Consider the following 25011-nt stretch of genomic DNA (forward strand, 5'->3'; position numbering starts at 1 on the left):
GTTACTCATCCTCCGGCTGATAAATCGCAACACCGGTGAGCGTCTGGTTCACATGGATTGAATTGTATTGTTCGCCATAGGTCGAAAACCCATACACATGATTGCGCGCCAGAATATCCGAGATGTCGCGCGTCTTCTGCTTTTCCTGCGCCTCTAACCGGCGCAGGATGCAGTCACAGCCCAAAATGGTATCCGGTTGGTGCTTTTCGTTCAGCGCACTAATTTCTGTTTGCAGATGTTCGACCATGTCACGAGGTTCAGCCAGCGTCAGAACCAAACCTTCATCAATGGCCGAGAAAAAAACCAGATCCCCATTGCCAGCCACCTGTTGGATCGCGCGGACGTGATGCTGCCCGCCAATTTGCACGACCACTGGATGGGCGGCAAAGGTGAATGTTGTCAGTTGCTCGGGGTCTTTTCCAAGAATGCGCGCATATTCGCGCGCGGCTGGTTCTGCGTTGATCTCCTGTACAATCCGCTTTGCCGGATCAGCCTTGGTGACAACCATGCGCCGTTGGGCCGGCACTAGGTGATCGGTTTTGAACACTTTGATCGGACAGCGGGTACGAACCTGAGCCAGAATGGCCGCATTGCTGAGCGCACGACCTTCATGCAACACAAAAGTTTGCCCAAATCGCGTTCCATCCCCGGCCGAGCCGCCAAACAAAGGCACCGGCCCCAAGCCAACTGCAAGTTCAGAGGTCAGTGCATCTTCTTTGGTCGACAACCCGTCGATCATCAGGAATGTGAATTCATGCGCCCAGTCAGGCGATGACTCCATCATGGCATGACGATTATTAATCATCTCGTTAATAATGCTCTGCGCATCAATGTTGTTCAGATCGGAAATAAGGACAGTGCGGGCTTCAAAGTGGCTTTGCGGCATGGCAATCGCGACGATTTTGCCTTCACAATAGCCATCATTCGCCAACTCTCCGGCGGTGGTGCAGCCGACAACAGGTGTTGGCGCAAAAATACGCTGAGCTTCGGAAATGACGGCAGACGCATTTGACTTGGAGCTTACGAAAAGAATGACAAGCGCAAAAGGCCCATCACCCAAATCGCGTTCAAGTGATTTGACCGCCTGGGTGCTGTCATAATGTACAAATGCCGTTTTAACGATGCCTGGCGCACGGGCCTGAGCTGTCGCACACCCGACTGCTTGGTCCATCGTGCGTCCTCCCTCAAAGCGCGACGGTTGAATGAGACTATGCCGCTTAGCCCTGCTCTTGCAAGACGCTGGCAAACGACGCTTTCTTGGCGATCAAAACCGCCTGCGTGCGGCTTTGCACACCCAATTTCCGCATGATTGCAGTAACATGCGCCTTTACCGTGGTCTCGGCAATTGAAAGGTCATAGGCGATTTGCTTATTCAATTTGCCTTCGCAGATCAGTTGCAGTATTCGCGATTGCTGATTTGTCAGCGTCGCCAGCCGGTTTACTGCATCGCTGTGTTCGTCGTCTTCTTCCGCCTCGATCAACACGCAGCCTTCGGGCACAAAGATGTCACCTGCTTGCACCGCTTCTATTGCTGTTCGAAACACATCCCGCTGACTGTGCTTGGGCACATAACCAGACGCTCCGGCTTGAATAACTTGATTGACAACACGGCTGTCCGTCAGGGAAGACACCACAATGACCGGCACATTGGCAGCAGCTTTAAGACGCACAAGCCCGTCCAACCCGTCCACATCCGGCAGGTTCAGATCCAGCATGACCGCATCCGGTTTTAATCCTTGCGCCAGTAGATCCATGGCACCTTCCAGCCTGTCCACAGTGTGGATGTCGCCAATCTTCGCCACCGTCTGTAAGGTCATCGACAGAGCGTCGCAAAACAAAGGATGGTCATCAACAATCAGCACATTCTTGAAATCTGTCCGTCGGGCGGAATCGGCAAGCATTTGGTATCGCCTTTTGTAATCCATTTGGTCCCAGCCTAACCAATCCTAACACTCAATGAAAACCGTCCCTACTGGCCGATGGTCGTAGACGACAAATGGTTTGCTTACAGGGAAATGCAGCGTCACAGTGGTCTATATTGGCTGCGCGCAGGGCGGCGACTACACCCAAGGTCTTATAGGCAGGGCAGCCAACACCGCGTAGCGTAACAAAAAATGGTTGGAGACATTGAATGGAACTGAGTGACAGCCGCGTCATAGCTGCGCCACGATCCAAGGTCTGGGATGCGCTCTTGTCGGCGGAGGTTCTGAAAGACTGCGTTCCGGGGTGTCAGGAGATGACAGGCTCGGTTGAAGACGGGTTCGAAGCAACGGTTGTGCAAAAAGTGGGGCCTGTCAAAGCGACCTTCAAAGGGGCCGTCACTCTTTCCGATCTCGTGGCGCTTGAAAGCGTGAAGCTCTCGGGTGAAGGTAAGGGCGGAGCAGCAGGGTTCGCCAAAGGGTCTGCAGATGTGAGTCTGGCAGACGCCCCCGAAGGTACTTTGCTGACATACAGCGTCGACGCTCGTGTTGGCGGCAAGCTGGCCCAGTTGGGAGGACGGATCATCGACGGCGTTGCCAGAAAACTGGCTGATCAGTTCTTTGAGAATTTTCAGAACGCGGTCGAACCGCAACCAGCGCCCGAGGCGGAAACTTCGGATGACGGTGAGGAAAAGGAAGAAAAGAAAGGCTGGTTCAAACGCGTATTGGGCGATTGAACCAAGGGAATTCAGGGAGGAGAAATTCATGAAGATTTCAATGACCGTGAACGGCAAGGCCGTAAGCGGAGACGTTGAGGGCCGGACATTGCTGTCCGGTTTTCTGCGTGAGCATCTGTCTTTGACGGGCACCCATGTCGGTTGTGACACTGCGCAGTGTGGCGCCTGCGTCGTGCATGTGAACGGTGAGGCGGTGAAGTCGTGCAACATGCTGGCGGCTGAGGCTGACGGGGCCGACGTTGGTACAATCGAAGGCCAGGCCAATGCGGATGGATCGCTGAACGTGATCCAACAGGCGTTTCAGGACCACCATGGCCTTCAGTGCGGCTTTTGCACGCCAGGCATGGTGATGAGTGCGGCAGCACTGCTGAAAGAGAACCCGCGCCCAACCGAGGCTGAAATCCGGAAATATCTGGAAGGCAACCTGTGCCGATGCACCGGGTATCACAACATCGTCAAAGCGATCATGGCCGCATCTGGCCAAGACGTTTCCAGCATCGCCGCCGAGTGAGGCGCACTAGAATTTTCGCCGAAAATTCTTTTCCAGGGAGGAGAACAAGCAATGCCCAAAGACAGTGGCATCGGAGCCAGTTCCAAGCGGCGCGAGGACGTGCGCTTTCTGACCGGAGCAGGTAATTACACCGACGACATAAACGTACATGGCCAAGCTTATGTGCATTTTCTGAGATCTGACATTGCGCATGGTCGGATCAAATCAATAGACACCTCTACCGCCGAAGCCATGCCCGGCGTGGTCAAGGTGTTCACCGGCAAGGATTTTGAAGGCGTCGGCGGGATGCCTTGCGGATGGGAAGTGACCGACAAGCATGGCGCTCCGATGCAGGAACCTCCGCATCCTATTCTGGCGCAGGGCAAAGTGCGCCATGTGGGCGATCCGATTGCCGCAGTTGTGGCCGACAGCCTTGAGCAGGCGCGTGACGCTGCCGAAGCCATCGATCTGGACATCGAAGAGCTGCCCGCTGTAATCGACATGAAGGCTGCAGCGCAGGATGGCGCAACGCTGGTTCATGACGATCTAAAGAACAACATCTGTTACGATTGGCAGTTGGGTGAAACTGACGACGCCAAGGTCGATGAAGTCTTTGCCAATGCCGCGCATGTGACGACGCTTGATCTGGTCAACAACCGTCTGGTCGCGAACCCAATGGAACCGCGTGTCGCCGTTGGCGAATACAAGCGTGGAACGGACGAGTATACGCTTTATACCACGTCGCAAAACCCGCACGTGATCCGCCTGTTGATGTGCGCTTTTGTTCTGGGCTTACCCGAACACAAGGTGCGCGTTGTGGCCCCAGACGTTGGCGGTGGCTTCGGCACCAAAATCTTCCACTATGCGGAAGAGGCATTCTGTACCTTCGCTGCCAAAGCTTGTGGCCGTCCGGTCAAGTGGACTTCAAGCCGGTCCGAGGCGTTCATGTCAGATGCCCATGGCCGTGACCATGTCAGCAAGATCGAACTGGCGCTGGATGCAGATAACAATTTCATCGGTCTGCGTACCAACACCTTTGCCAATCTGGGTGCGTATCTGTCGACCTTCTCAAGCTCGGTTCCAACCTGGCTGCATGGGACTCTGATGGCAGGCAACTACAAGACGCCGGTCATTCAGGTGAATGTGAAAGCGATGTTCACCAACACGGTTCCGGTGGATGCCTATCGCGGTGCGGGTCGTCCCGAAGCGACGTTCCAGTTGGAGCGCGTAGTGGATAAGGCAGCGCGCGAGTTGGGCGTCGACCCGATAGCGCTGCGCCGTCAGAACTTTGTCACTCAGTTCCCCTATGACACACCAGTAGCGCTGACCTATGACACCGGGGATTACAACGGAACGATGGACAAGCTTGAGGCCGCTGCTGATCTGGCAGGCTTTGCCGCGCGTCGTACGCAAAGCGAAGCCAAAGGCAAGCTGCGGGGCTTGGGCATCAACTGCTACATCGAAGCGTGTGGCATTGCGCCATCCAACATTGTTGGGATGCTTGGGGCCCGCGCGGGTCTTTATGATGCAGCCACTGTTCGCGTGAACGCCACCGGTTCAATCAGCGTCATGGTCGGCGCACACAGCCACGGACAAGGGCACGAGACCGCCTTCCCACAGGTTGTGGCCGACATGATCGGCATTGATGAGTCGTTGGTCGAAATCGTACATGGCGATACTTCGAAGATTCCGTTTGGAATGGGCACATACGGCTCTCGTTCGTTGGCTGTCTGCGGCTCGGCTATGGTCAAGGCAACTGAGAAGGTGATCGAAAAAGCCAAAAAGATCGCCGCGCACCTGTTGGAAGCGTCCGAGGCCGATATCGAGTTGAAAGACGGTCAGTTTAGTGTAGCAGGAACCGACAAATCGGTGGCCTGGGGCGATGTAACCCTGACGGCCTATGTTCCACACAACTTCCCGCTAGAAGTGGAGCCAGGGCTGGAAGAGACTGCGTTCTATGACCCGGCCAATTTTACCTTCCCGGCTGGTGCCTACGCCTGTGAGGTTGAGGTCGATCCGGATACCGGCCAGGTCAGCATCGAAAAGTTCACGGCGGCGGACGACTTTGGCAACATCATCAACCCGATGATCGTCGACGGTCAGGTGCATGGCGGTATTGGCCAGGGCATCGGCCAGGCTCTGCTTGAGAACTGTGCCTATGATGAGAACGGCCAACTGCTCAGCGCCTCGTACATGGACTACGCCATGCCGCGCGCGGATGATGTGCCGTTTTATGGTGTTGACCATTCCAGCCAGACGCCCTGTACGCACAATCCGCTTGGAGTGAAGGGTTGTGGTGAAGCTGGTGCAATTGGCTCGCCACCTGCAGTGGTCAATGCGGTGCTGGATGCGTTGAACTCGGGCGGGAAGGCGGTGGATCACATCGACATGCCGATGAGCCCGGCTCGCGTCTGGTCGGCGATGAACAGCTGAGGTGTTGGGGTGCGAGGGGCCAGCCCCTCGCGCTCCCCGAGATTTTTATAGCCAGATGAAGGGCGGATCCGCGCCTTTCGGAAAGGAAGACGAAATGTACAGTTTCGATTTTGAAAAACCCTCGACCATCGCCGATGCGGTTGCCGCGTTGGGGGCTGAGGATGCGCAGGCTTTGGGAGGCGGGCAGACACTGATCCCGACACTGAAGCAGAGACTTGCCGCGCCATCCAAGCTGGTGTCGATGAGTGGGATAGCCGAGATGCAGGGCGTTTGCGCTGAGGATGACGGGTCCGTCTCGATCGGTGGCGCGACAACGCATGCCACTGTGGAGCGTGACGCTGCCGCTACGTATCCAGCCCTGGCGGCGCTTGCCGGTCAGATCGGTGATCCTGCAGTGCGCAATCGGGGCACCATTGGTGGCTCTGTGGCCAACAATGATCCGGCAGCTTGCTATCCAGCGGGGGTTCTGGGGTCCGGGGCAACCATCGTGACAAATGCGCGTCAGATCGCTGCGGATGCGTTCTTTGAGGGCATGTTTACAACTGCGCTTGACGAAGGTGAAATCATCACCTCGATCCGTTTCCCCGTACCGCAGGCAGCGAGCTATCAAAAGTTCCTGCAGCCCGCGTCACGGTTTGCGTTGGTCGGCGTCTACCTGGCTCGTTTTGCGGATGGCGTGCGCGTTGCTGTGACGGGTGCAAGCGAAGATGGTGTCTTCCGTTGGTCCGAGGCCGAAGAAGCCCTGGACAAGGAATTCCGCCCAGATGCTTTGATGGGCCTTCGGATCAATCCGGCGAACATGATCGCCGATTTGCATGGCAGCAAAGAATACCGCGCGCACCTTGTATCGGTCATGACAAAGCGCGCAATTGAAGCCTGCATGTAAGCATTGTTGAAACGAGAGTCCGCTAAGCCCCGGTTCGCCCCGGGGCTTTTTTTGCGGAAACTCAAAGCTGGCGCGGGAACTTACGTAAAAAGTCAGGCCGCCCGTGACAGAGCGGCCTGACCAAACGATCTACAAATCGTGGGCTTACTCAGCAGCCTGTGTGCTTACAGTGCCGTGTTTGTCGCGCTGGCTGTCGCGGAACAATGCCTTGCCCAGCGAAACGCACATCAGACCCATCACCATTGTGAACGGCAGCGCGCCAATGATCATGGCATTGCGCAATGCATCCATCGGGTTGTTTTCACCCGCTGCCAGGATCAGCGCACCGATCACTGCCGTCAGGATCACGCCCCAGATAATGCGGTGCTTGACACCCGTTTCCTGGCTGCCACCGGACATAATGGTGTTCATCACCAAAATACCCGAGTCAGCAGACGTGACCAGAAAGGTCATGATCAGGATCACGCACATGACGTTCAGCATAGACAGCAAACCACCGTCGATCATGTAGGACAGCGTCACGAACAGCTTGTTGGTGTTCGATGCCCCGATGATCGCACCTTCAGCGGCGCCTGCCAGTTCCAAATCAATCGCAGTACCGCCCAATACGGTCATCCATGCAAAGCAGACCAGTGCCGGTGCGAACACGCAGCCCAGGATGAACTCACGGACAGTGCGACCTTTGGAGATACGCGCCAGGAACAGGCCCACAAAGGGCGAGAACGCGATCCACCAGGCCCAGTAGAAGGTAGTCCAACCAGCCTGCCAACCGAACTGACGGCCTTGCTCACCGGCTGCATAAGCTGCGGCCAAGGTCGCTTCGTCCAACTCGGCTGCTGCGCCTTCCAGCCCGCCCTTGAAGCCGTCAAAGCTACCCCAGGCGTTGGTTGCACCACCCATCAGGTCTGCTGCGTGAGCTTGCGCCTCGGCGGGTAGAGCCGCAGCAAATGCTTCGGCCGACAGGGGGCCGTAGGCATTAAAGCTAAGCGACAGGAAGTGAAGGATGTAGTCGATCATCGCTGAGCCATATGTGGTCATGGCAAAGACAAACGAACCGAATACGATAAATGTGCCCAGCAGGATTATCGACAGGACGAGGTTCAGGTTCGACAGGTATTTCACACCCCGGCCAACACCCGATACAGCCGAGATGATCGACAACGTCATGATGACGATCAGACCGGTGATCAGGCCAACTTTGCTGGGAGTCGGAACTTCTCCGCCCAGATCCATGACCCAGCCCATACCGGTGATGGCGTAGACGCCGTCAATAAACTGGCTGACCCCGTAACCGATAGTAACGGACACACCTAGGATCGTTGCAACAACGCCCAAAACATCGACCACATGGCCGAAAAAGCCGTTGACGAAACGACCAAACAGCGGTGTCAACGCCGAGCGGATCGTGAGCGGCATGTCGCGCGTGTATGCGTAGTAGGCCAGCGACAGACCAGTCACGACGTAGATCGCCCACGCATGGAAGCCATAGTGCAAGTAGGTGAAGCGGTAAGCCGATTGCAGGGCTTCAGGCGTGTTGCCTTCAACCGCTCCAGACACGACCACGGGGTTTGATCCCCAAAGGCCCAGCGGTTCTGCTGTGGCGAACACCATCAGGCCTACACCCAGACCGGCTCCAAACATCATGGAAAACCATGAGAAATTCGAGAATTCAGGTTTTTCTCCAGGAGTACCCATGACCCGGCGACCCGTTGCCGGAATGATGGCCACGATGGCAAGGAAGAAGAAAAACAGGCCTACAATTACGACATAGAAACTGTTGAAAACTTCGAGCAACTGTCCGTTCAGGCTGCCCAGCGTGCTATTCGCATTTGCGGGGAAAACCAGAGCCCACAAAACCAAGCCAACCATGATCGCCTTACTGATAAGGGCAATCGGGACGCTGTAGTTTTCATAGAAACCGGCATCCGCCGTTTCTATTTCAACGTCCGTAAAAGGTTCAGGTATCGACATGTTGGGTGCTCCTCCTTGCGTATGCCGTTTTGGATTATGTAACTGAGCAGGTTGATTTCCCGGGTCACTAAGCGAAACGCTCTGCTCCACAGGCCAGATCAACTGAGAACCTTGCACAGTTCAGATTTGAGCTACGGTCAATTGACCACGCTTGGCTGCATGGCTTACCGTTTATCTTCTCCCGGTTTTTTAACCACTTGCATACGCCCCTGGATTTTCCGGCATACGTTGAAGCCGCTTGACCAAAGCGCGCAAGCACAAATATTTTTGCGTTTTTCAACTTGGAATAAATATATGCTAGGTGAGGGTAGCTCAGTCAAAAAGGCGACACTTACACCTCAGTATACGACTAACACATTCGCTCATTTTAGTGTTAGCGACACCATCAAGCGCTGCAACGCGTCACTGAGGTTTTAGACAGTTGTTGTTGGGCTCTCAGTGGCGCCTGGTATTCCTTGAAGAGCATGAGAACACTTGGACACCGGGCCTTCTTGTTTTCGCGACATAGGTTTTCAGGGTGAAATTCCTGTTTAACCCCGCATGCACAGTTATGAATTGGTATTACAGGCCGCGCGCAATGAGGCGAGTACAGCGCTGGCATGGAAACGCCTGGTTCAGTCTGATCGGGCGCAGGCGCGTTTAGGCGCGACCCAAATCCGTTTCACGCCCTTGCGAGCAAGCATCCCAGCACGCCGCCTACAAAGCCTTGGATACTTCAACCAACGCGTGGTGAACTGAGATCGCATAGCTGCGCGGCGCGTACACCGAAAAGGCCATCCCAGCCTCATTGCAACGCAGCAAGCATCCCACGTGGTGAATGGCGGTACGACTGAAAGCCCCGGCGAGCATCTGTTCAACATCCAGGACGGTCAGGCGTTGTAACAGATCGACTACGCCTTGACCCGATACGTCCATCCGCACAAAGGCATCCGTCTGATCAGTGACCGAGGCGACACCTGCCAATTCATCCACGAGCCGACGGGCCAAGACCAACGGGCCGGAAAGCGCTTCTTCACACAGGTATTGATCAGCACCCAACCAATGCAAGCTTCTGTTTTCGCCTTGTTCGCTGCGCCCCGGCTTTGGAGCGACAACGGAACACACGGTCTCTAGCCTGGCTTTTAGCGCTTCTTCCTGACCCAAACGGGCAGAGATTGAAGCCAGGGCGATATCATCTCGTTCCTGAAGGGTAAGCGATCCAATCACATCTTTGCGGGGCTCAATGCCGCCTAAGGCAGTCTTGGCAACAAAATCACGCACGGAGCCTGTCTCCTTCAGGGTCAACGAAATGGGCACTGACAAGGGTTGCTTTGATGTTCGAATTGTCTACCGGGCTCACAACCTGAACAACTTCACCCAGACGTTGCGATCCGCGTTCCACAAAGGCAAGACCGATACTGCTGGACAAGTGTGGAGAGTATCCTGCTGAAGTGACATAGCCCTGATCGTTCTGCCGCAAATGCGGTGCACCCTCGGCAAAGACATGCGCCCCTGCCAACACAGTGTCAGAGTTCTCAACGGGTTGAATGCCAACCAGCGCCAGACCCTCGGGATCAACCAAAGCCGCGCGCGCGCTGAGCGGCGCGCCGATACTGTCTTTTTTGGTCGAAACCATGCGCCCCATACCCAGATTATGGGCGCTGATGGTTCCGTTCAGTTCATTCCCCGTGACATGGCCTTTTTCGATCCGCAATACGCCCAAGGCTTCCATCCCGTATGGGGTTACACCCAAGGGTTTGCCAAGTTCCATCAGATGCCGGATCAATGCGTCGCCGTACCGGGTGGGAACCGCCAGCTCAAACGCCAACTCGCCGGAAAACGAGATGCGGAACAGTCGGGCGGGGACACCGCCTGCAATGGTGATTTCTGCACAACCCATAAATGGGAATGCCTCATTGCTGATGTCAAATGTGTCATCAACAACTTGCTGCAACAGCTCTCGAGATTTCGGGCCCGCCACGGCAAACTGAGCCCAGGCGTCTGTGGTCGAGATCAGCTGCACGTCCATGTCCGGGAACAGGCATTGATGCACAAATTCCATATGGCGATAAACACCAACGGCATTGGCCGTCGTCGTAGTCACCACAAAATGGTCCTCGGCCAAACGCGCGGCGGTACCGTCATCCATAACAAGACCATCTTCGCGTAACATCAGCCCATATCGGGTCTTGCCCACGGGCAGCTTGGCAAACCCATTGCAATAGACCTTGTTCAGAAACGCCGCTGCATCGGTGCCCTGTACGTCGATTTTACCCAGCGTGGTCACGTCACAAACACCGACGCCGCTGCGCACGGCCAGAACCTCGCGGTCTACCGATTGACGCCAATGGGTTTCACCGGACTGCGGGAACCATTGTGCGCGCAGCCAGGGGCCAACTTCGACAAACACCGCGCCCTGTTCTTCAGCCCATTGGTGGCTGGGCGTCAGACGGGTGGGCCTGAATTCCTTGCCGACCGAGCGCCCGGCCCAAGCTCCCAGCGACACCGGAGAATACGGCGGGCGGAATATGGTAGTACCGGTTTCTGGAATACTCTTGCCGGTGATCTCGGCCATCACGGCCAAAGCACCCACATTAGCCGTCTTGCCCTGATCGGTCGCCATTCCAAGCGTGGTGTACCGTTTCAGGTGTTCAACGCTGCGAAACCCTTCCTGTTCGGCAAGTCTAACGTCCTTAACAGTCACGTCGTTCTGGAAATCCAGCCAGACGCGGCCTTTGCCAGGCACATGCCATAGCGGCGTGATCCGAACCGCCTCGTCATTGCTCTTTGGCAGATCGATTGCGCTGGCTTTAAGCCCCAGCCCCTCCAGCGCCGTAAGCGCTGCGTTGCAGCCCGAAACTAACGCGCCAGCTGTGGTAAGATCACCGGCTGCTGCCCCTGCCACGTTCATGCCATGTGGCAGATCAGCAGAAGGCACGAAAGCCGCAAGTTCCTCGGACCATTGGGGACGACCGCGCTGGTGGCATGTCAGCTGTACATTTGGGTTCCACCCGCCCGAGACGCCCAATCCACTTACTTCAATCGGCCGGGTTTTACCATCAGACAGCTGCACGGTGATCATTTTCAGGCCCAGTCGGCCCTGCGTATCCGTGACCTGTGCACCCGCCAGCAACTCGCATTCTGCAATGCGCGTGACATCGCGACGGGGATCAATCACGGCGACAACCTTAACACCGGCGCGGATCAGGTCTTGCGCAACAAAGTGGCCTTCGTCGTTATTTGTGAAGATTGCAACGCGCTGACCCGGCGTCACTGCCCAGCGGTTTGCGTATTCACGCATCGCGCCTGCCAGCATAATGCCCGGACGATCGTTATTCGCAAACGCGATGGGCCGCTCGGTCGCACCGGCGCACAGCACCGACCTTTTTGAGTAGATCCGCCACAGGATCTGACGCGGCTTGCCCACCTCGGGCGTAGCAAGGTGATCCGACACGCGCTCGAGCGCGCCAAAGATGCCATGGTCATACACACCAAACACGGTGGTACGCGTCAGCAGGCGGACATTGTCCATCGACGCCAGCTCGCCCAGAACCTGCGCGACCCAATCGGAATTCGAAACATCCTCGAACCTGTCGCTATCGGCTAGCAAGCGACCGCCCATCTGACTGTCTTCATCAGCCAGAATGACCCTTGCTCCAGCACGAGCCGCCGTCAAAGCGGCGATCAAGCCCGAAGGTCCCGCCCCGATCACCAGCACGTCACAATGCAGATACCCTTTATCGTAAATATCCGGGTCATCCTTTTGCGACAGGCTGCCCAGACCAGCGGCCCGGCGGATCATCGGTTCGTAGAGCTTTTCCCAGAACGCTTTGGGCCACATGAACGTTTTGTAGTAGAACCCCGCCGTCAGAAAAGGAGACAACCGGTCATTGATAGAGAGTACGTCAAACGCCAAAGAGGGCCAACGGTTTTGCGAGCGCGCCTCAAGCCCGTCAAACAACTCAACGGTCGTTGCCCGCGTATTGGGTTCCTGTCGGTCGCCCGTGCGCAATTCGACCAGCGCGTTGGGTTCTTCAGAACCCGACGCCAGAACACCCCGCGGTCGGTGATATTTGAAAGATCGGCCAACCAACCGCACATCATTGGCCAAAAGGGCCGAGGCAAGCGTGTCGCCCTGATACCCTTCGTATGACTTCCCATCGAAGGTAAAACACAGCTTTTTCGAGCGGTCGACCAAGCCCCCTTGCAAGCGATTTTTCTGAGTCATTTCCCGCGCCCCATCTTGCGGGCAACATCCCGCGCCAGTTCCGTTGCCAGAATTTCATGCGTCATTGTATTGCGGGTAACCACCAGCCAGGACCGGTCCCCCTGCTCATGAAACCAAAGCTCGCGATGCGTCCCCGCAGGGTTGTCTCGCAAGTAGACATAGTCGTGAAATTCGTCTTGCGCCGTTTCTGACTGCCAATCTGGCCGTTCGATCAACGCGGCATCGCCCAGATAGGTGAACTCGGATGCATCACGCGGGCCAAGCAGTGGGTGATTAATGATCATGTCCTGGCTTCCTCAGTGCAGATTCGGTTGCGCGCCCGCGCCTCTTTCGTCGATCATTCGACCCGTTCTGAAGCGGTCGAGACGATACGCGTTGGCGACTTCATGCGGGCGATCTGTGGCCATCAAATGCGCAAAGCAAAAGCCCGAGGCCGGCGTTGCCTTGAAGCCGCCATAGCACCAACCGCCGTTGAAATAGAGACCGTCTACACCGGTGTGGTCAATAAACGGCGACCCGTCCATCGACATGTCCATCACTCCGCCCCACATGCGCAGCAGGCGTGTTCGGCCGATCATCGGCATAAGGGACATACCCCCTTCAACGACATCTTCGACCACCGGCAGGTTGCCGCGTTGTGCATAGGTGTTGTAGCCATCGATATCGCCACCAAACACCAACCCCCCTTTGTCAGACTGGCTGATATAGAAATGCCCGGCCCCATAGGTGATCACACCGTCCAAAACTGGTTTCAGCCCCTCGGACACAAAGGCCTGCAGCACATGGCTTTCGATCGGCAGACGCAGTCCCGCATGGGCCATCACCCGGCCGGACGAACCCGCAACTGCAACGCCCACTTTCTTGGCGCCGATGTAACCCCGCGTGGTTTCAACACCCAGAACCTTGCCGTTCTCGATGCGAAATCCAGTGACCTCGCAGTTCTGAATAATATCGACACCGCGTTGGTCCGCTGCACGGGCATAGCCCCAGGCCACTCCGTCATGCCGCGCTGTACCACCGCGGCGGTGCAGCAGTCCGCCGAGGATCGGGAAACGTGCATCATCAAAATTCAGGAACGGATACATCGCACGCACACCGTCGGTGTCCAGCAATTCGGCCCCCGAGTCGGTGAACATCATCGCATTGCCCCGACGGCGATACGCATCGCGCTGTGAATCCGTGTGGCACAGGTTCAGAATGCCACGCTGACTGACCATCGCGTTGTAGTTAAGGTCCTGCTCAAGGTTCTCCCAGAGTTTCAGCGACAACTCATAGAACGGCTGATTGCCGTCCAGCAAGTAATTGGCTCGAATGATCGTGGTATTCCGGCCCACATTGCCACCACCGATCCAGCCCTTCTCCAACACTGCAACGCGGGCTGCATTATGTTCCTTCGCCAAATAGTAAGCCGTTGCCAGACCGTGACCGCCGCCACCGATGACGATAAAATCATAGTCCGATTGCGGCTCGGGATCCCGCCACGCGGGGCCCCAGCCCCTGTGTCCGTTCAGAACCTGTCGCAAAATAGCGAGCGCCGAATACCGCATGTGGAAGTGTTCCTAACTTTCTGTGCACCAACGCATCGTGACGCACTCCAATCGCCTCTGTCAGTGCATATTCCGTCATGCACTTTAACAACAGCGACAAATTTAGGATGTTCAGGGAACGTTCGCCGCAGAAATTAAAACGCAAGTCCTTCTTTTCGCCAAATAGTTCATTAGCTCAAAGAAAGAAGCAGAAGAGCTGGTGTCTTAGCACCACCTGACGCCCGGAAAGCCCTGCGCTTCACGCCCCGGACTTTTGCACATTCGCCGCAAAGCAATATCCGATACCGTGAACCGTCTTGATATATGTGGGGTCGGTCGGGTCGGGCTCGATCTTCTTGCGAAGACGCAAAACATGAACGTCTATTGTTCGGTCGCCTACGACAGTGTCCCGGCCCCGCGCCTTGTCCAGCAACTGATCACGGGAAAACACAATATGCGGGCTTAGGACAAACGCCTGCAAAACATCAAATTCCGTTGTGGTCAAAGGCGTTTGCTGACCACTGTCTTTGGATGTCAACGTCCGTTCATAAGGGTTCAGAACCCAGTCGCCGAACATGATCAGTGGAGACCCAGACCCATTTGCAGAGCTCACGTCCTCGTCCCCGCGGCTTCGACGCAACACAGTCCGGATGCGTGCCAGCACTTCACGCGCTTCGAAGGGCTTGGTGATATAATCGTCAGCACCAAATTCCAATCCTACAACGCGGTCAAAAATGTCGTCGCGGCCCGACAAAACGATGATCGGAATATTCGATTCGACCCGTAACTGGCGGGTAATGTCAAAACCACTGCGTCCCGGCAGGCCAATGTCCAACAGGATCAAATCCACGCCACCTTGCGCCAGGATCGCATCCATCGCATCGCCGTCCGCCGCACAGGTGACCTGACAACCCTGCTTCTCCAGATACCTCTGCAAGAACGAGGTGATCTGGGGATCATCATCAACTACAAGAATATGTTCTTTGACCATAATGGCTTTCTAGCGTTTTTTACAGGCTGGCGCTGATCCGTTGTACCGGCGGCCACCTGGGTCGTGCAAGCCGCGAACGGTAACAGAATTCCTCGCAACAAACGGCATCAGAACCGCAAAAAATGCAGCCCCTGCCCCTCGGGCATGGCTTCGATCTCTGCCGGAATTATGGCTAAACCGTCGGCTTGCGCCAACAGTGCGACGCGCCCGCTGTAGGATGGGGCCATTAACCGAAGGCGGGGCGCACCTTCTACGGACACGCCTTCGATCTGGACCGGGCGATACTCCTGACGACCCGCGCGGCGCTGAAGCGGCTCGGCCAGAACCGCCTGCTCTGGCATTTGAGGCGTGCGATGCAGCCCGGCCCGCCGCGCCATCATCTGCGATCCAATGATCTGCCAGGTCACATAGGCAGACACCGGGTTACCCGGCAGCCCGATATATAAAGCACCCTCTCGCCGTCCGAACATGATCGGTTTTCCGGGTTTCATCGCAACCTTCATCACATCAGTCTGGCCGCCTATTTCCGCGAAAAGGCGTGGCATATGATCTTCATCCCCGACAGATACACCACCCGTGGTAATAATCAGATCAGAGGTTTCACAGGCTTCACGCAAGACCTGTTCCAGCAAGACCGGGTTGTCTTCAACCGGGCCCTTGTCGGTCAGCTCGATCCACGGCTTGTCCAACAATGCCAACAGCATATAGCGGTTCGAATTGTAAATCTGGCCGGGGCCCAATTCTTCGCCCGGCTGCTTCAACTCGCTTCCTGTCGAGAAGATTGTAACTTTCAGTTTGCGGACCACTTTCACCGCTCCGTACCCGGCCGAGGCCAAAGCGGCTGCTTCACGCGCCGTGATCTCGCATCCCCGGCGCAAGATCGGGGCACCTGCTTTCAGGTCCTCGCCCACGCGGCGGATATGCTGCCCTGGTTTCGGGCGGCGGGTGAACCGGATGCCGGTTTCGGTCGTCTCGCAGTCCTCCTGCATCAGCACCGCGTCGAAATCATCAGGAACCGGAGCACCAGTGAAGATGCGCAGTGCACTGCCTGCCGGGGCCGAATGCGCGCCGCTGTCGCCAGCTGCAATACGTCCAGCGACGGGCAAATCGAACAGTGGGCCATCGCTCAGATCCTGAGTCCGAACCGCATAGCCGTCCATCGCCGAATTATCAAAGGCTGGCATGTCGACCTTGCTGACACAGTCCTCTGCCAGAACCCGTCCAATCGCTTGAATCAACGGCAATGTTTCCGTGTCGGTCAACGGATCAGAAACGGCCAAACCGCGGTTCTGTGCCTGATCGACAGATAGGTACATGTGAGCGTGGCGGTCACAGGCGCATCCATCAGCCATTTTTGTTCTCCAATTGTTCGAACAGCGCTTCAAATCCAGCCTGCTCAGCCTCGCCGAGTTTGGGCAGATAGGCGCGCGCTTCTTCCAGGTTCGAGTTGGGATCGCCGACAACCAGCAGCATGACCATGCCATGGCGGCCATGCACGCGGCAGCGGATGCCATACACACCCTCTTTCTCGAAGGTCAAGTCCATCTCGGGCTTGCCTCTGATCTCGAAACTACGGGCTCTGACGGGGATCATTCGGATAATCGACGTTACCGTGTGACGCCCAGTAGACCCTTTGAAACGCACGGTTGCCCCAGCGGGGACACGCAACAGGTTCGGTTCAAACCGAAAGGTATGCGCCGGGGTATCGGCGTTCAAATCGATGATCTGATGCACAACGGCAACCTCGGGAACATCCGAGGCCTTCGCGACAGGAGCAAATGCCAATACCCCTGCCAAAATCGCTGCACATGGTTTCAGCGAAAATACCATCTGTCCCTCCGGGTTCAGGCCGCCCGTGAAGGTTCCCCCAACAAATCGGCCAGCGCGCTTATCATTACCGGCCATTCGGCGCGGTGGTCTTCGTCGCGCAACTCGGTCAGCAATTGGCGACCAATGGACATCACTGCAGGGGCGTCGTCTTTGACATAGGTCAGGATTCGTTGCTCGGGGTTGGCCAGAAGGAACGGCACAATAGCAGCGCCTGCCTGATCCGGAGCAGTTACCGACAAAAGACGCATCGCTGCTTGCCGCACCGGGGCCGAAATGTCATCCAGCAGGCTACGCGCCACGTCGGGGGTGCCATCCCATTGGGTCAGGACGTGCATGGCATCGATGCGAAAGGCGGTGTCTCCGGTTTTTACCATCGCCCGCAACTTACCTCTCAGCGCGTCTTGCGGTGGCAGATCGGCCTTTTGCAGCAATTTCAATGCTTGCAGCGAAAGTGTTGAATCTGTGTGCGAAAGCCCCTGAGTGATCAGATCGATCAGTTGCGCTTCGCCCAGCTCTAGCCCGTTGCGCACAATTGAAACGCCAAGCGCTGCAAAGGCTTGTTGTGCTATATCGCTTTCGGGGTCCTTGGCGATCTGAGCAAGCATGATCTGCATCCCGCGAATTTCGCCCAACAGGCGGATGGCGGACATGCGGGTCTCTCTGTCCAGCGCTTCGGCGTCGTCGTCCAGCGCGACGCGACGGCGCTTGGGATGACGGGTTGCCTTGGCCAACAGCGCCTGCTCGCGCGGTGTCAGGGGTTGAACCGTGTCTTCCTCGGCCTCTTGTGTCATCTCAGCGGCGATAGCGTCATGGCCGAGGATTGCACCGAGGCTTGATGTTGGACCATTCTCGCCCCCTTCTGAGACGTCCAGCCCAGCATCTTCCAGCGCGGCGATATCGTTCTGCGGGGCGTCTTCCTCGGTCTCCTCTTTTTCCGAGGCCACTGGCATCGGGGCCAACGCAAAGGACAGCAGCAACTCTCGGCCCTGTTGTTGGTTCACATGCGGGCGATCCACATCAGTAACAATCAAGGCAAGTGACGCCACAGCCTTGAGCCGAACGGACCGGAAGGGTGAGCGACATGCACGCTGCAACCATTCAGCCGCTTCGCGCAGGGGAGAAGTTGCAAGAGCATCTACGATAGCCCATTGCAGGCGCTCAGCCTTGAGGTCATCGCTTTCAACAGAAAAAAGCGCATTCAGGCGATCCGCCACCAAAGTCGGCGCCAAAGCTGACAACAGGCCCAACGCCTGCGCCGATACCTCGGGCTGTTGACCGGTGGCAAGGAAGTCCAGCACTTGCCAGCGCAAGTCTTCCTGATCCGCGATAGGCTGGCTACGATCCAGTCGATCGATCAGCGCCATTTGAACCTTGGCGCCGGGGTCACGCATCATACGGTCCAGCAGTTCGGGTTCTGAAAAACCGGACTGATTGAGCGCGGCAATCCGAATTTCTTCCACTGAGTCCGTCAATGCTTGCTCGACCAAAACCGGATCGTTGGGCATCAGTGCCTCATGGGCAATCAAACGAACAGCTCCATCCTTATCATTCAAAGCCTTGCGCAGAAGACCTTCGGCTTCGGCACCACCAATCGTTGCCAGGGTACGTAGGGCGCGGTGGCGCAGGCGGCGGTTTGAAGACTGTGTGAAAACGCCCAGAGTTGGCACGGCTGGTACGCCAATCCGTCCCAAAGCCTCGCAGGCAACATCGCCCAACTCCTGCCCGTCTTCGTCCATCAAAGCAATGACAATGGGCTCAATCGCAGTCGCATCCGCCATCTGCCCCAGCGCCCTGATCGCAGCGATCTGGGTGTCGAGCCAGTCATCCCATTCGTCCTGGTGCAACTCGTCTTCATCCCATGTAATCTCATCCCCGCGTCCGGTGACGAGGGTGCGCAGGTAAGGCGCGGCATCTTCGGCCTTAAGCTCGGCCAGGGCCGTCACGCAGGCCAGTTTGACCTCGCCACAGGGATCGTGAATCAGATTCTCAAGTAGCTGCGGGGCTGCTTCTTTCACACCCAATGCCCCCAGAGCTTGGGCGGCATCCTGCCGGACGTCCTCATCGTCGTCCAGCAGCGCTTCGATCAGGGCCGGGCTGTTGCTGGCGCCTATGGTGGTCAGGGCCTGAATCGCTCGCAGACGAATGACGTCATATTCGGATTTTGCATATTCGGAAAACAGGCCGGTGGCCTCATCTCGCAGGGCGGTATTGGTCTGAATGTTCATATCAAGCTGCCATGTTTGTGTTGGGAGGGTTGGGAAGTGGAAGGCAGGTTTCCCAACCGATACCTGCCTTCCAGGTGGTCCCTTCTGCAGTGGGACCGAACCAGAGGGGCGGCATGGCGTCCGCCCCCCGGCATGCTTTCATCAGGCGATATCGCGCGGCGCAAAGGACATCGTGCGGAACGAGGTCTTGTAGGGGCTCGGCCCCAGTTTGCGCAGCTTGGCAACGCCCATCTTGTAATTGTAGTTGCCGCTGATCCAGTCGACGATCCGGCCCTCAAGCGCGTTCGCAGGCTGCTGCATGTGCAGGAAGTCCATGTAGACCACGCTTTTCTTGATGGCGGGCGTGACCATGGCCACGGCGGTGATCGCCGCTTTGGTCAACTCGATATGCCCGTTCTCCATTAGTTTCGAGAACTGAAAGTCATCGCCCTCCACACCCAGCAGCGTGTGTTTGTTGCCCGGAACGCGTTCCGAATACACCATCACATAGTCGCCGCTTTCGATGCCGCGTTCAGCCGCATCGTCGGGATGGATTTCGACCCAGTTTTCCGGCCAGCGCTGCACGATATACGGGCGGCGACGGTCGTCGAAGCCGGACTGCCAGCGTTCGTTAATACGACCCGAAGTGGCCCAAAGCTCGCCTTCGTCCTTGTTGGGTTTCAGCCATTCCCAATAATCCGAGAACAGGCCCCACGGCGATTTCTGAATGTTGCACTTGCCGGTTTGGCTGTTGAAATGCGTCAGCTTCTTGTTGAACACATCCGCGCCGGCTGCACCGGTATCGGGCAGCGTGCGGGTTGTGTCGTGCAGACGCTTGGTTTCAATCAGCGTTACGCCATCGGCATCCAGCATGACCGGGCATTGCACACCATCAGTGCCAAACTCACGGACCTTCTGGTGCAGGCCTTTGCCCTCTTTCTTGGCCAAACGATAGACAGCGTGGAAGTTCTTGCGCGACCCGCGGGTAAAGCGCACGGCTTCTTCGGCGACTTCGTTCGAGCTCTGCCAGTCGAACCCGTCAAAACCCATCCGCTGTGCCAGTTGCGCGATGATCCACCAGTCGGGTTTTGCCGCACCGGGAGCATCATAGAACTTCTGATAGAGACGCAGACGGCGTTCACCATTGGCGCGCAAGAAGTCCTCTTCACCCCAGGTCGCTGCGGGGAACACGATGTCGGCGTAGCGGTTGCCGATCGGGTCCTGCAGATAGATGTCCTGGTTGATCACCACCATGCCACCGCTGTCGGCGCGGGCCTTCAACGTGTCGATCATCTCTTGCTTGTCGAAAGAGGCGATCTGGTGCGGGTTGCGAACGGTTAGTTCCTCGAACTTGTCGGCCAGCTGTTGGCTGCCGCACATGGCCTGGATCCATGTGGTGCCGATCACGTGGGCCATACGGGTATGACCTGCGATCAGGTACCGGTCGGTATCCATGGCGCGGCGACGGCGACCCGGCAGCTTCTCGGGCGATTTGTTGCGCGGATATTTCCCGCCCTTCACGCCGCCACGCTGGTGTCCACCGGCCCGGCCAATGACCTGACCCGGACGACCACCACAGCCACAGATGATGCCTAGCGCGGAAATCGCCTGTGTGTTGCCGGTGTTGTTGGACCAGTAGAACCCTTTCTCGATCATGACCGAGGTTTTGGGCCGCGTGCCATCCGCCTTGGGTTTGGCAAGCCATTCGGCGGCAGTATAGATTTTCTGCACATCGATTTCGGCCATGGCGGCTGCGTTCTCGGGCGAGAACTCGTCTTGCGACAGCAGCCACTCTTTCCAGTCTTCAAAGCCTTTGGTCTGGAACTTGCCCCAGGTCGTGCGCCACTGCCATGGCGTGTTCCGGGTGCCCTGACCAAAGCCGGAGGAGCTTTCCCATTTGTTGTTGACCCATTTCTTGATCCAGTCGCTGTCTTCCCAGCCATTTTCCACGATGACGCGGGCGATGGCGTTGACGACCAGCAAGTCAGTACCGGGCAGAACATCGATATGCAGACCACCCATCTTGACTGCATGGGCCACACCGGCCGAGCTACGCGGGATCAGATAGATCTCTTTCTGGCCGTTCTGCATCCCCTTCATCATCCACTGGGTATAGAGGATAGTCTTGGTCTCATATGGATCAGTGCCGCAGACCAGCAGGGTTTCCGCGTCACGCCAGTCCTCATAGGAGGGGCCAAAGTTGTCAAAGCCCGCATCCCTGAAACCGGGGGTCGAGGTCACATCGGACGGCGTGTCGTGGAAAGTGAAGTTGGCGGTGTTGATATGGCGCAGCGCGTATTTCGAGATCGCATAGGTGTTCTCGATATACTGATAGCTGAAGGTTTTCACGCCATAAGCGTTGGTGCCGTGCTTGGCGATGACGTGGTTGCCCACCTCGGCCGCCACATCCAGCGCCAGATCCCACGGAACTGGCATCAATGTGCCGTAGATCCGCATCAGCGGTGTCTTCAGACGGTCGCGTGTCGGTGTCTGCGGGTTATAGCATTTCTGCGCGATACACCCGCCCCGCAAGGAACTGTCGCCGTCAGTGTTGACGTATTGCGTGTCCTTGTCAGGAATGATCACCACATGGTGCGGCTGGCCTTTGTGCAGCACGATATTGTGCTGGTTCGGCGCGACCCAGGCACCCAGAGGTGCAACAGGGAAATCCTCGCCAAACGCGTTTTCGTCCGCAGTTGGGCCACCGGGTTTGGCCGTCACGGGCCAGCGGTAGACTTTGTAACCACAGGCCACGATGCAGTAATCACAGGCGGTCGAGATGACCTCGGCGCCTTTGGGCGGCAGCGGGACGTTTGTTTCGGGTACGTAATACGGGGTTGCCATGATACCGTCTCCCCTTATGCAATCAGGTTGTCGTAACGGCCATAGATCAGGCCGAACATGCCAACGGCGTAGATGTCATCACCGTCCAGTTCCAAAAGAACCTGCGGTAAAGACTGGTAGGCTTGCCCCGAAACGAGGATGCCGTGCCGTGTCACGTCATAGGTGGACAGGTGCAGCGGGCACGGGCCCAGCACCTTATGTTCGGGCTTGTAGCTGTCATACATCGACCCGCCCTGGTGGGTGCAGGTGAGGTTGAAGGCCACAACGTCCTTTTGCGGACCGATGCCACCGCCGCTTTCCACGCCGGTCTTGACCAGGATCGAGTCCGAATAATCGCCCTCATCCGGGTAGTAAAACTCGACCGGCTCATCCTGTTTCAGTTCGGACAGTTTGCCGATCAGCTTGCGCGGATAGGTGGATACAAGGGCGGGAACCTGTTCGGCCTGGCCGTGACGGGTGGGCATGGCCACCATCACGGCAAAGGTCGTGGCACCCGAGGCGAACAGGAACTGGCGGCGGTTCACGGTGCAGGCCTTTTTGGCCTCACCCGAACAGCTGCATCCGGTTGCGTTATGATCTTTCATGACGCTTACTCCTCTGCTGCCGCGGGAAGCGGCTGGTAATCCGGCAGATCAGGTTCTTCGACCAGAATCTCGTCACCGGACAGGGATTTCAGGAAGGCCACCAGATCCGCTTTTTCCTGATCGTTCAGGCCAAGCGGCTGGATCAGATCGGATTTGGTTGCTGCGAATTCATTTTCGCCGCCGCCCTGATTGTAGAACTCGACCACATCCTCGAGCGTCTCCAACATGCCGTTATGCATGTAGGGTTCGGTGTAGAGGGTGTAGCGCAGGGATGGTGTACGGAACTTGCCCAGATCGGCCTTTTCCTTGGTGCGGAAATAGAAGCCGGGGTCGTCTTTGGTGTGACGATAGAAATCCTCGGTCGAGCCTTTGGCATAGAGCTCATACCGGAAGGTCACTTGTGCCAGACCATCATCTTCCCAGCCGCTATAGGGCGGCACGCCGGTGTTGTAGTATTTCTCATCCGACAGCAGCGCGCCGTTGTGGCATTCGGAACATTGCGCCTTGCCGGTAAACAGCTCAAGCCCGCGTTTCTGTTCCTCGGTCAGCGCCGCATCATCCCCGCGCAGATAGTTGTCGAAGGGCGTGTCGGTCTGAACAATGGTCCGCTCAAACGCGGCGATGGCCCGCCATGCGTTGCTGATGCGCGGCCATTGATCACCGAAGACATCGTTAAAGCGTTCGACATATTCGGGAACAAAGGCCAGACGCGCCTCCATCATGTCGGCCTCGCCGTTGCCTGCTACCGCACCGCCTGCGGCGGATTTGGCCTGGCTTTCAAGGCTTTTGCTTGAGCCCGCCCAGAACAGTTTGCCGTAATAGGCCGAGTTCACGATGGTCTGGCTGTTGCGCCAGTGGGTCGTGCCCGGATAGCCGAACGAGATCGGGGCTTCGACATCCCAGCCCACATCCGGCAGATGGCAGGACGAACACGGGGTCGATGGGTTACCGCCCAGACGGGGATCGAAAAACAGCATCTTGCCCAGTTCGATCTTGGCCTCGGTCTGGGGGTTGTCCAACGGGATTGGGGGCTCACCCAATGCCACAAGCGGCGCATCAGGGTCGGGGTCTGCCCCACCGATGCCGGCCTCAATCTCCATGCTGGTTTCCGCGATAGCCTGCGAACCAAGGACCGCAAACAGGGCAGCGGTGGCGATTGTGCCTGAAAGGTAAGACTTAAGGTCTTTCATGGGTCCACTCCTCAGTTTGTTGCGTCTTGCCAGTTTTCGATCGGCGCATAGTCCGTATCGATCTCTTCGGCGACGAAGTCGGGGCCGGTCAGCGGATCGCCGGACAGTGCCTTGAGGAAGGCCACCAGCTGTGCTTGCTCGGTCTCGTTCAGGTTCAGCGGTTTGATGCGCGGATCCTTGTTTTCGTCGTCACCACCACCTGCGTTGTAGAAGGCCACCACATCTTCAAGCGTCGCGATCGAGCCGTTATGCATATACGGAGCTGTATAGGTCAGCTCGCGGAGCGTGGGTGTCATGAAGGTGCCGAACGTGTCGGCGGTGTGGGTACGGATATACGCACCAGGATCGGCGCGCAGGTTCATGTAGTTCTCGACGCCGAGGAACTTCATCATGGTCACGAAAGTGATGTGACGTTCCGGAGTTGCCCAGATATCGGGATTGTCGCCAACGCCGATATTGTGCGGCAGGTCATCGGTGAAGCGCTCGCCCGAGTGGCACGAATTACAGCCGCTCGCGTTGAACAACTCGTACCCCGCTTTGGCCTCATCCGACATCTCACCGGTGTCGAAGGGTGCCCCGCGCGAGATCAGCGTTTTTAAATATTCCGGAATCGCATTGCGGACACCGCCGTTCGAAGGCTCGCCAAAGCCGGCGGCTTCGAACATCTCGACATAGACGGGGTCCTGCTTGATGCGTTCTTGCATCAGACGCATGTCCATATTCATCGAGTATGTCTCGGTGATGCTTTCGCGGGTCACGTCGTTGAGGTTGGTGCCTATGCGCCCGTCATGGAACCACGCTGCCCGCTTGGCGCTGTTGATCAGCGTGGGAACATTGCGGAAATGCAAGCTGCCGGAATAGGCATCCGACAGGGCCTGCCCGTCGGTAAACCCGTTTTCCGGCTGGTGGCAGCTGGCGCAAGACAGCTCGGTGTCGCCGGACAGGCGCGGATCAAAAAACAAACGTTTGCCAAGGGCCGCCTTGGCGGGGTCGAACTCTATGGCTTCTACCGGTCCCGGCTCATCCGCCAGGGCCTGGTGAACCGGGAACGCGACGCTCATCGTCAGCAGCGAAGCTGTCGAAAGCGCCGAGAACCATGTTCTGGCTTTGGTCATCATCTAAAAGCCCCTTTATCGCTAATCCGATCTCTCCGGGTGATTGGGGATCGGTATGGCGAACACTAAGGGTCAGTTGTTTCG

At 57.2% G+C, this 25011-nt stretch carries 19 protein-coding genes; 4 read left to right on the forward strand and 15 right to left on the reverse strand.

Annotated features, from left to right (window positions below):
* Position 1: 1 nt before the first annotated feature.
* On the reverse strand, positions 2-1171 hold the full coding sequence (locus tag GS632_RS16845; protein ID WP_171177079.1) for an FIST N-terminal domain-containing protein: 1170 nt from the start codon (positions 1169-1171) through the stop codon (positions 2-4).
* A gap of 46 nt (positions 1172-1217) precedes the next feature.
* A complete protein-coding gene (locus GS632_RS16850; protein WP_171177081.1) occupies positions 1218-1901 on the reverse strand; it encodes a response regulator transcription factor in 684 nt (227 codons plus the stop codon).
* Positions 1902-2131: 230 nt separating this feature from the next.
* On the opposite strand from GS632_RS16850, the gene GS632_RS16855 reads away from it, so the two are divergent.
* The 4 genes from GS632_RS16855 (at position 2132) to GS632_RS16870 (ending at position 6465) form a co-directional block, all read left to right on the forward strand.
* Positions 2132-2656 carry a CoxG family protein gene (locus GS632_RS16855; protein WP_171238297.1) on the forward strand — a complete coding sequence of 175 codons (525 nt, stop codon included), beginning with the start codon at positions 2132-2134 and terminating at the stop codon, positions 2654-2656.
* A gap of 28 nt (positions 2657-2684) precedes the next feature.
* Complete coding sequence (locus tag GS632_RS16860; protein WP_171177085.1) at positions 2685-3167, forward strand: (2Fe-2S)-binding protein; 483 nt, start codon at positions 2685-2687, stop codon at positions 3165-3167.
* Between the two features lie 51 nt (positions 3168-3218).
* Complete coding sequence (locus GS632_RS16865) at positions 3219-5579, forward strand: xanthine dehydrogenase family protein molybdopterin-binding subunit (protein WP_171177087.1); 2361 nt, start codon at positions 3219-3221, stop codon at positions 5577-5579.
* 94 nt (positions 5580-5673) lie between these two features.
* A complete protein-coding gene (locus tag GS632_RS16870) occupies positions 5674-6465 on the forward strand; it encodes a xanthine dehydrogenase family protein subunit M (RefSeq protein ID WP_171177089.1) in 792 nt (263 codons plus the stop codon).
* Positions 6466-6609: 144 nt separating this feature from the next.
* Here the strand turns inward: GS632_RS16870 and GS632_RS16875 are convergent, their stop codons facing one another.
* The 13 genes from GS632_RS16875 to GS632_RS16935 all read right to left on the reverse strand — a co-directional run bounded on the left by GS632_RS16875 (position 6610) and on the right by GS632_RS16935 (position 24927).
* Complete coding sequence (locus tag GS632_RS16875; RefSeq protein ID WP_171177091.1) at positions 6610-8436, reverse strand: BCCT family transporter; 1827 nt, start codon at positions 8434-8436, stop codon at positions 6610-6612.
* A gap of 696 nt (positions 8437-9132) precedes the next feature.
* A complete protein-coding gene (locus tag GS632_RS16880) occupies positions 9133-9696 on the reverse strand; it encodes a sarcosine oxidase subunit gamma (protein WP_171177093.1) in 564 nt (187 codons plus the stop codon).
* Entirely contained in the window at positions 9689-12643 is a 2955-nt protein-coding gene (locus GS632_RS16885) for a sarcosine oxidase subunit alpha family protein (protein WP_171722222.1), read from the reverse strand. The genes GS632_RS16880 and GS632_RS16885 overlap by 8 nt, the downstream gene beginning before the upstream one ends.
* Positions 12640-12927 (reverse strand): sarcosine oxidase subunit delta, encoded by a 288-nt coding sequence (locus GS632_RS16890; protein ID WP_171177097.1) that lies wholly within the window; start codon positions 12925-12927, stop codon positions 12640-12642. The genes GS632_RS16885 and GS632_RS16890 overlap by 4 nt, the downstream gene beginning before the upstream one ends.
* A gap of 12 nt (positions 12928-12939) precedes the next feature.
* A complete protein-coding gene (locus GS632_RS16895) occupies positions 12940-14190 on the reverse strand; it encodes a sarcosine oxidase subunit beta family protein (RefSeq protein WP_171722223.1) in 1251 nt (416 codons plus the stop codon).
* Between the two features lie 238 nt (positions 14191-14428).
* Entirely contained in the window at positions 14429-15160 is a 732-nt protein-coding gene (locus GS632_RS16900) for a response regulator (protein ID WP_171235114.1), read from the reverse strand.
* Positions 15161-15267: 107 nt separating this feature from the next.
* On the reverse strand, positions 15268-16512 hold the full coding sequence (gene glp / locus GS632_RS16905; RefSeq protein ID WP_171177103.1) for a gephyrin-like molybdotransferase Glp: 1245 nt from the start codon (positions 16510-16512) through the stop codon (positions 15268-15270).
* Entirely contained in the window at positions 16505-16990 is a 486-nt protein-coding gene (locus tag GS632_RS16910) for a hypothetical protein (protein ID WP_171238294.1), read from the reverse strand. Before GS632_RS16910 ends, glp begins: the two co-directional genes overlap by 8 nt.
* Before the next feature lie 14 nt (positions 16991-17004).
* A complete protein-coding gene (locus tag GS632_RS16915; protein ID WP_171177107.1) occupies positions 17005-19215 on the reverse strand; it encodes a HEAT repeat domain-containing protein in 2211 nt (736 codons plus the stop codon).
* A 141-nt stretch (positions 19216-19356) separates the two neighbouring features.
* Positions 19357-22038 carry an arsenate reductase (azurin) large subunit gene (locus GS632_RS16920; RefSeq protein WP_171722224.1) on the reverse strand — a complete coding sequence of 894 codons (2682 nt, stop codon included), beginning with the start codon at positions 22036-22038 and terminating at the stop codon, positions 19357-19359.
* 14 nt (positions 22039-22052) lie between these two features.
* Positions 22053-22622 (reverse strand): arsenate reductase (azurin) small subunit, encoded by a 570-nt coding sequence (locus GS632_RS16925; protein WP_171177111.1) that lies wholly within the window; start codon positions 22620-22622, stop codon positions 22053-22055.
* A gap of 5 nt (positions 22623-22627) precedes the next feature.
* Positions 22628-23812 (reverse strand): cytochrome-c peroxidase, encoded by a 1185-nt coding sequence (locus GS632_RS16930; protein ID WP_171177114.1) that lies wholly within the window; start codon positions 23810-23812, stop codon positions 22628-22630.
* A gap of 11 nt (positions 23813-23823) precedes the next feature.
* On the reverse strand, positions 23824-24927 hold the full coding sequence (locus GS632_RS16935) for a cytochrome-c peroxidase (protein ID WP_253284503.1): 1104 nt from the start codon (positions 24925-24927) through the stop codon (positions 23824-23826).
* Positions 24928-25011: the final 84 nt, after the last annotated feature.

Source organism: Ruegeria sp. HKCCD7296, assembly GCF_013110775.1.
Taxonomy (GTDB): domain Bacteria; phylum Pseudomonadota; class Alphaproteobacteria; order Rhodobacterales; family Rhodobacteraceae; genus Ruegeria.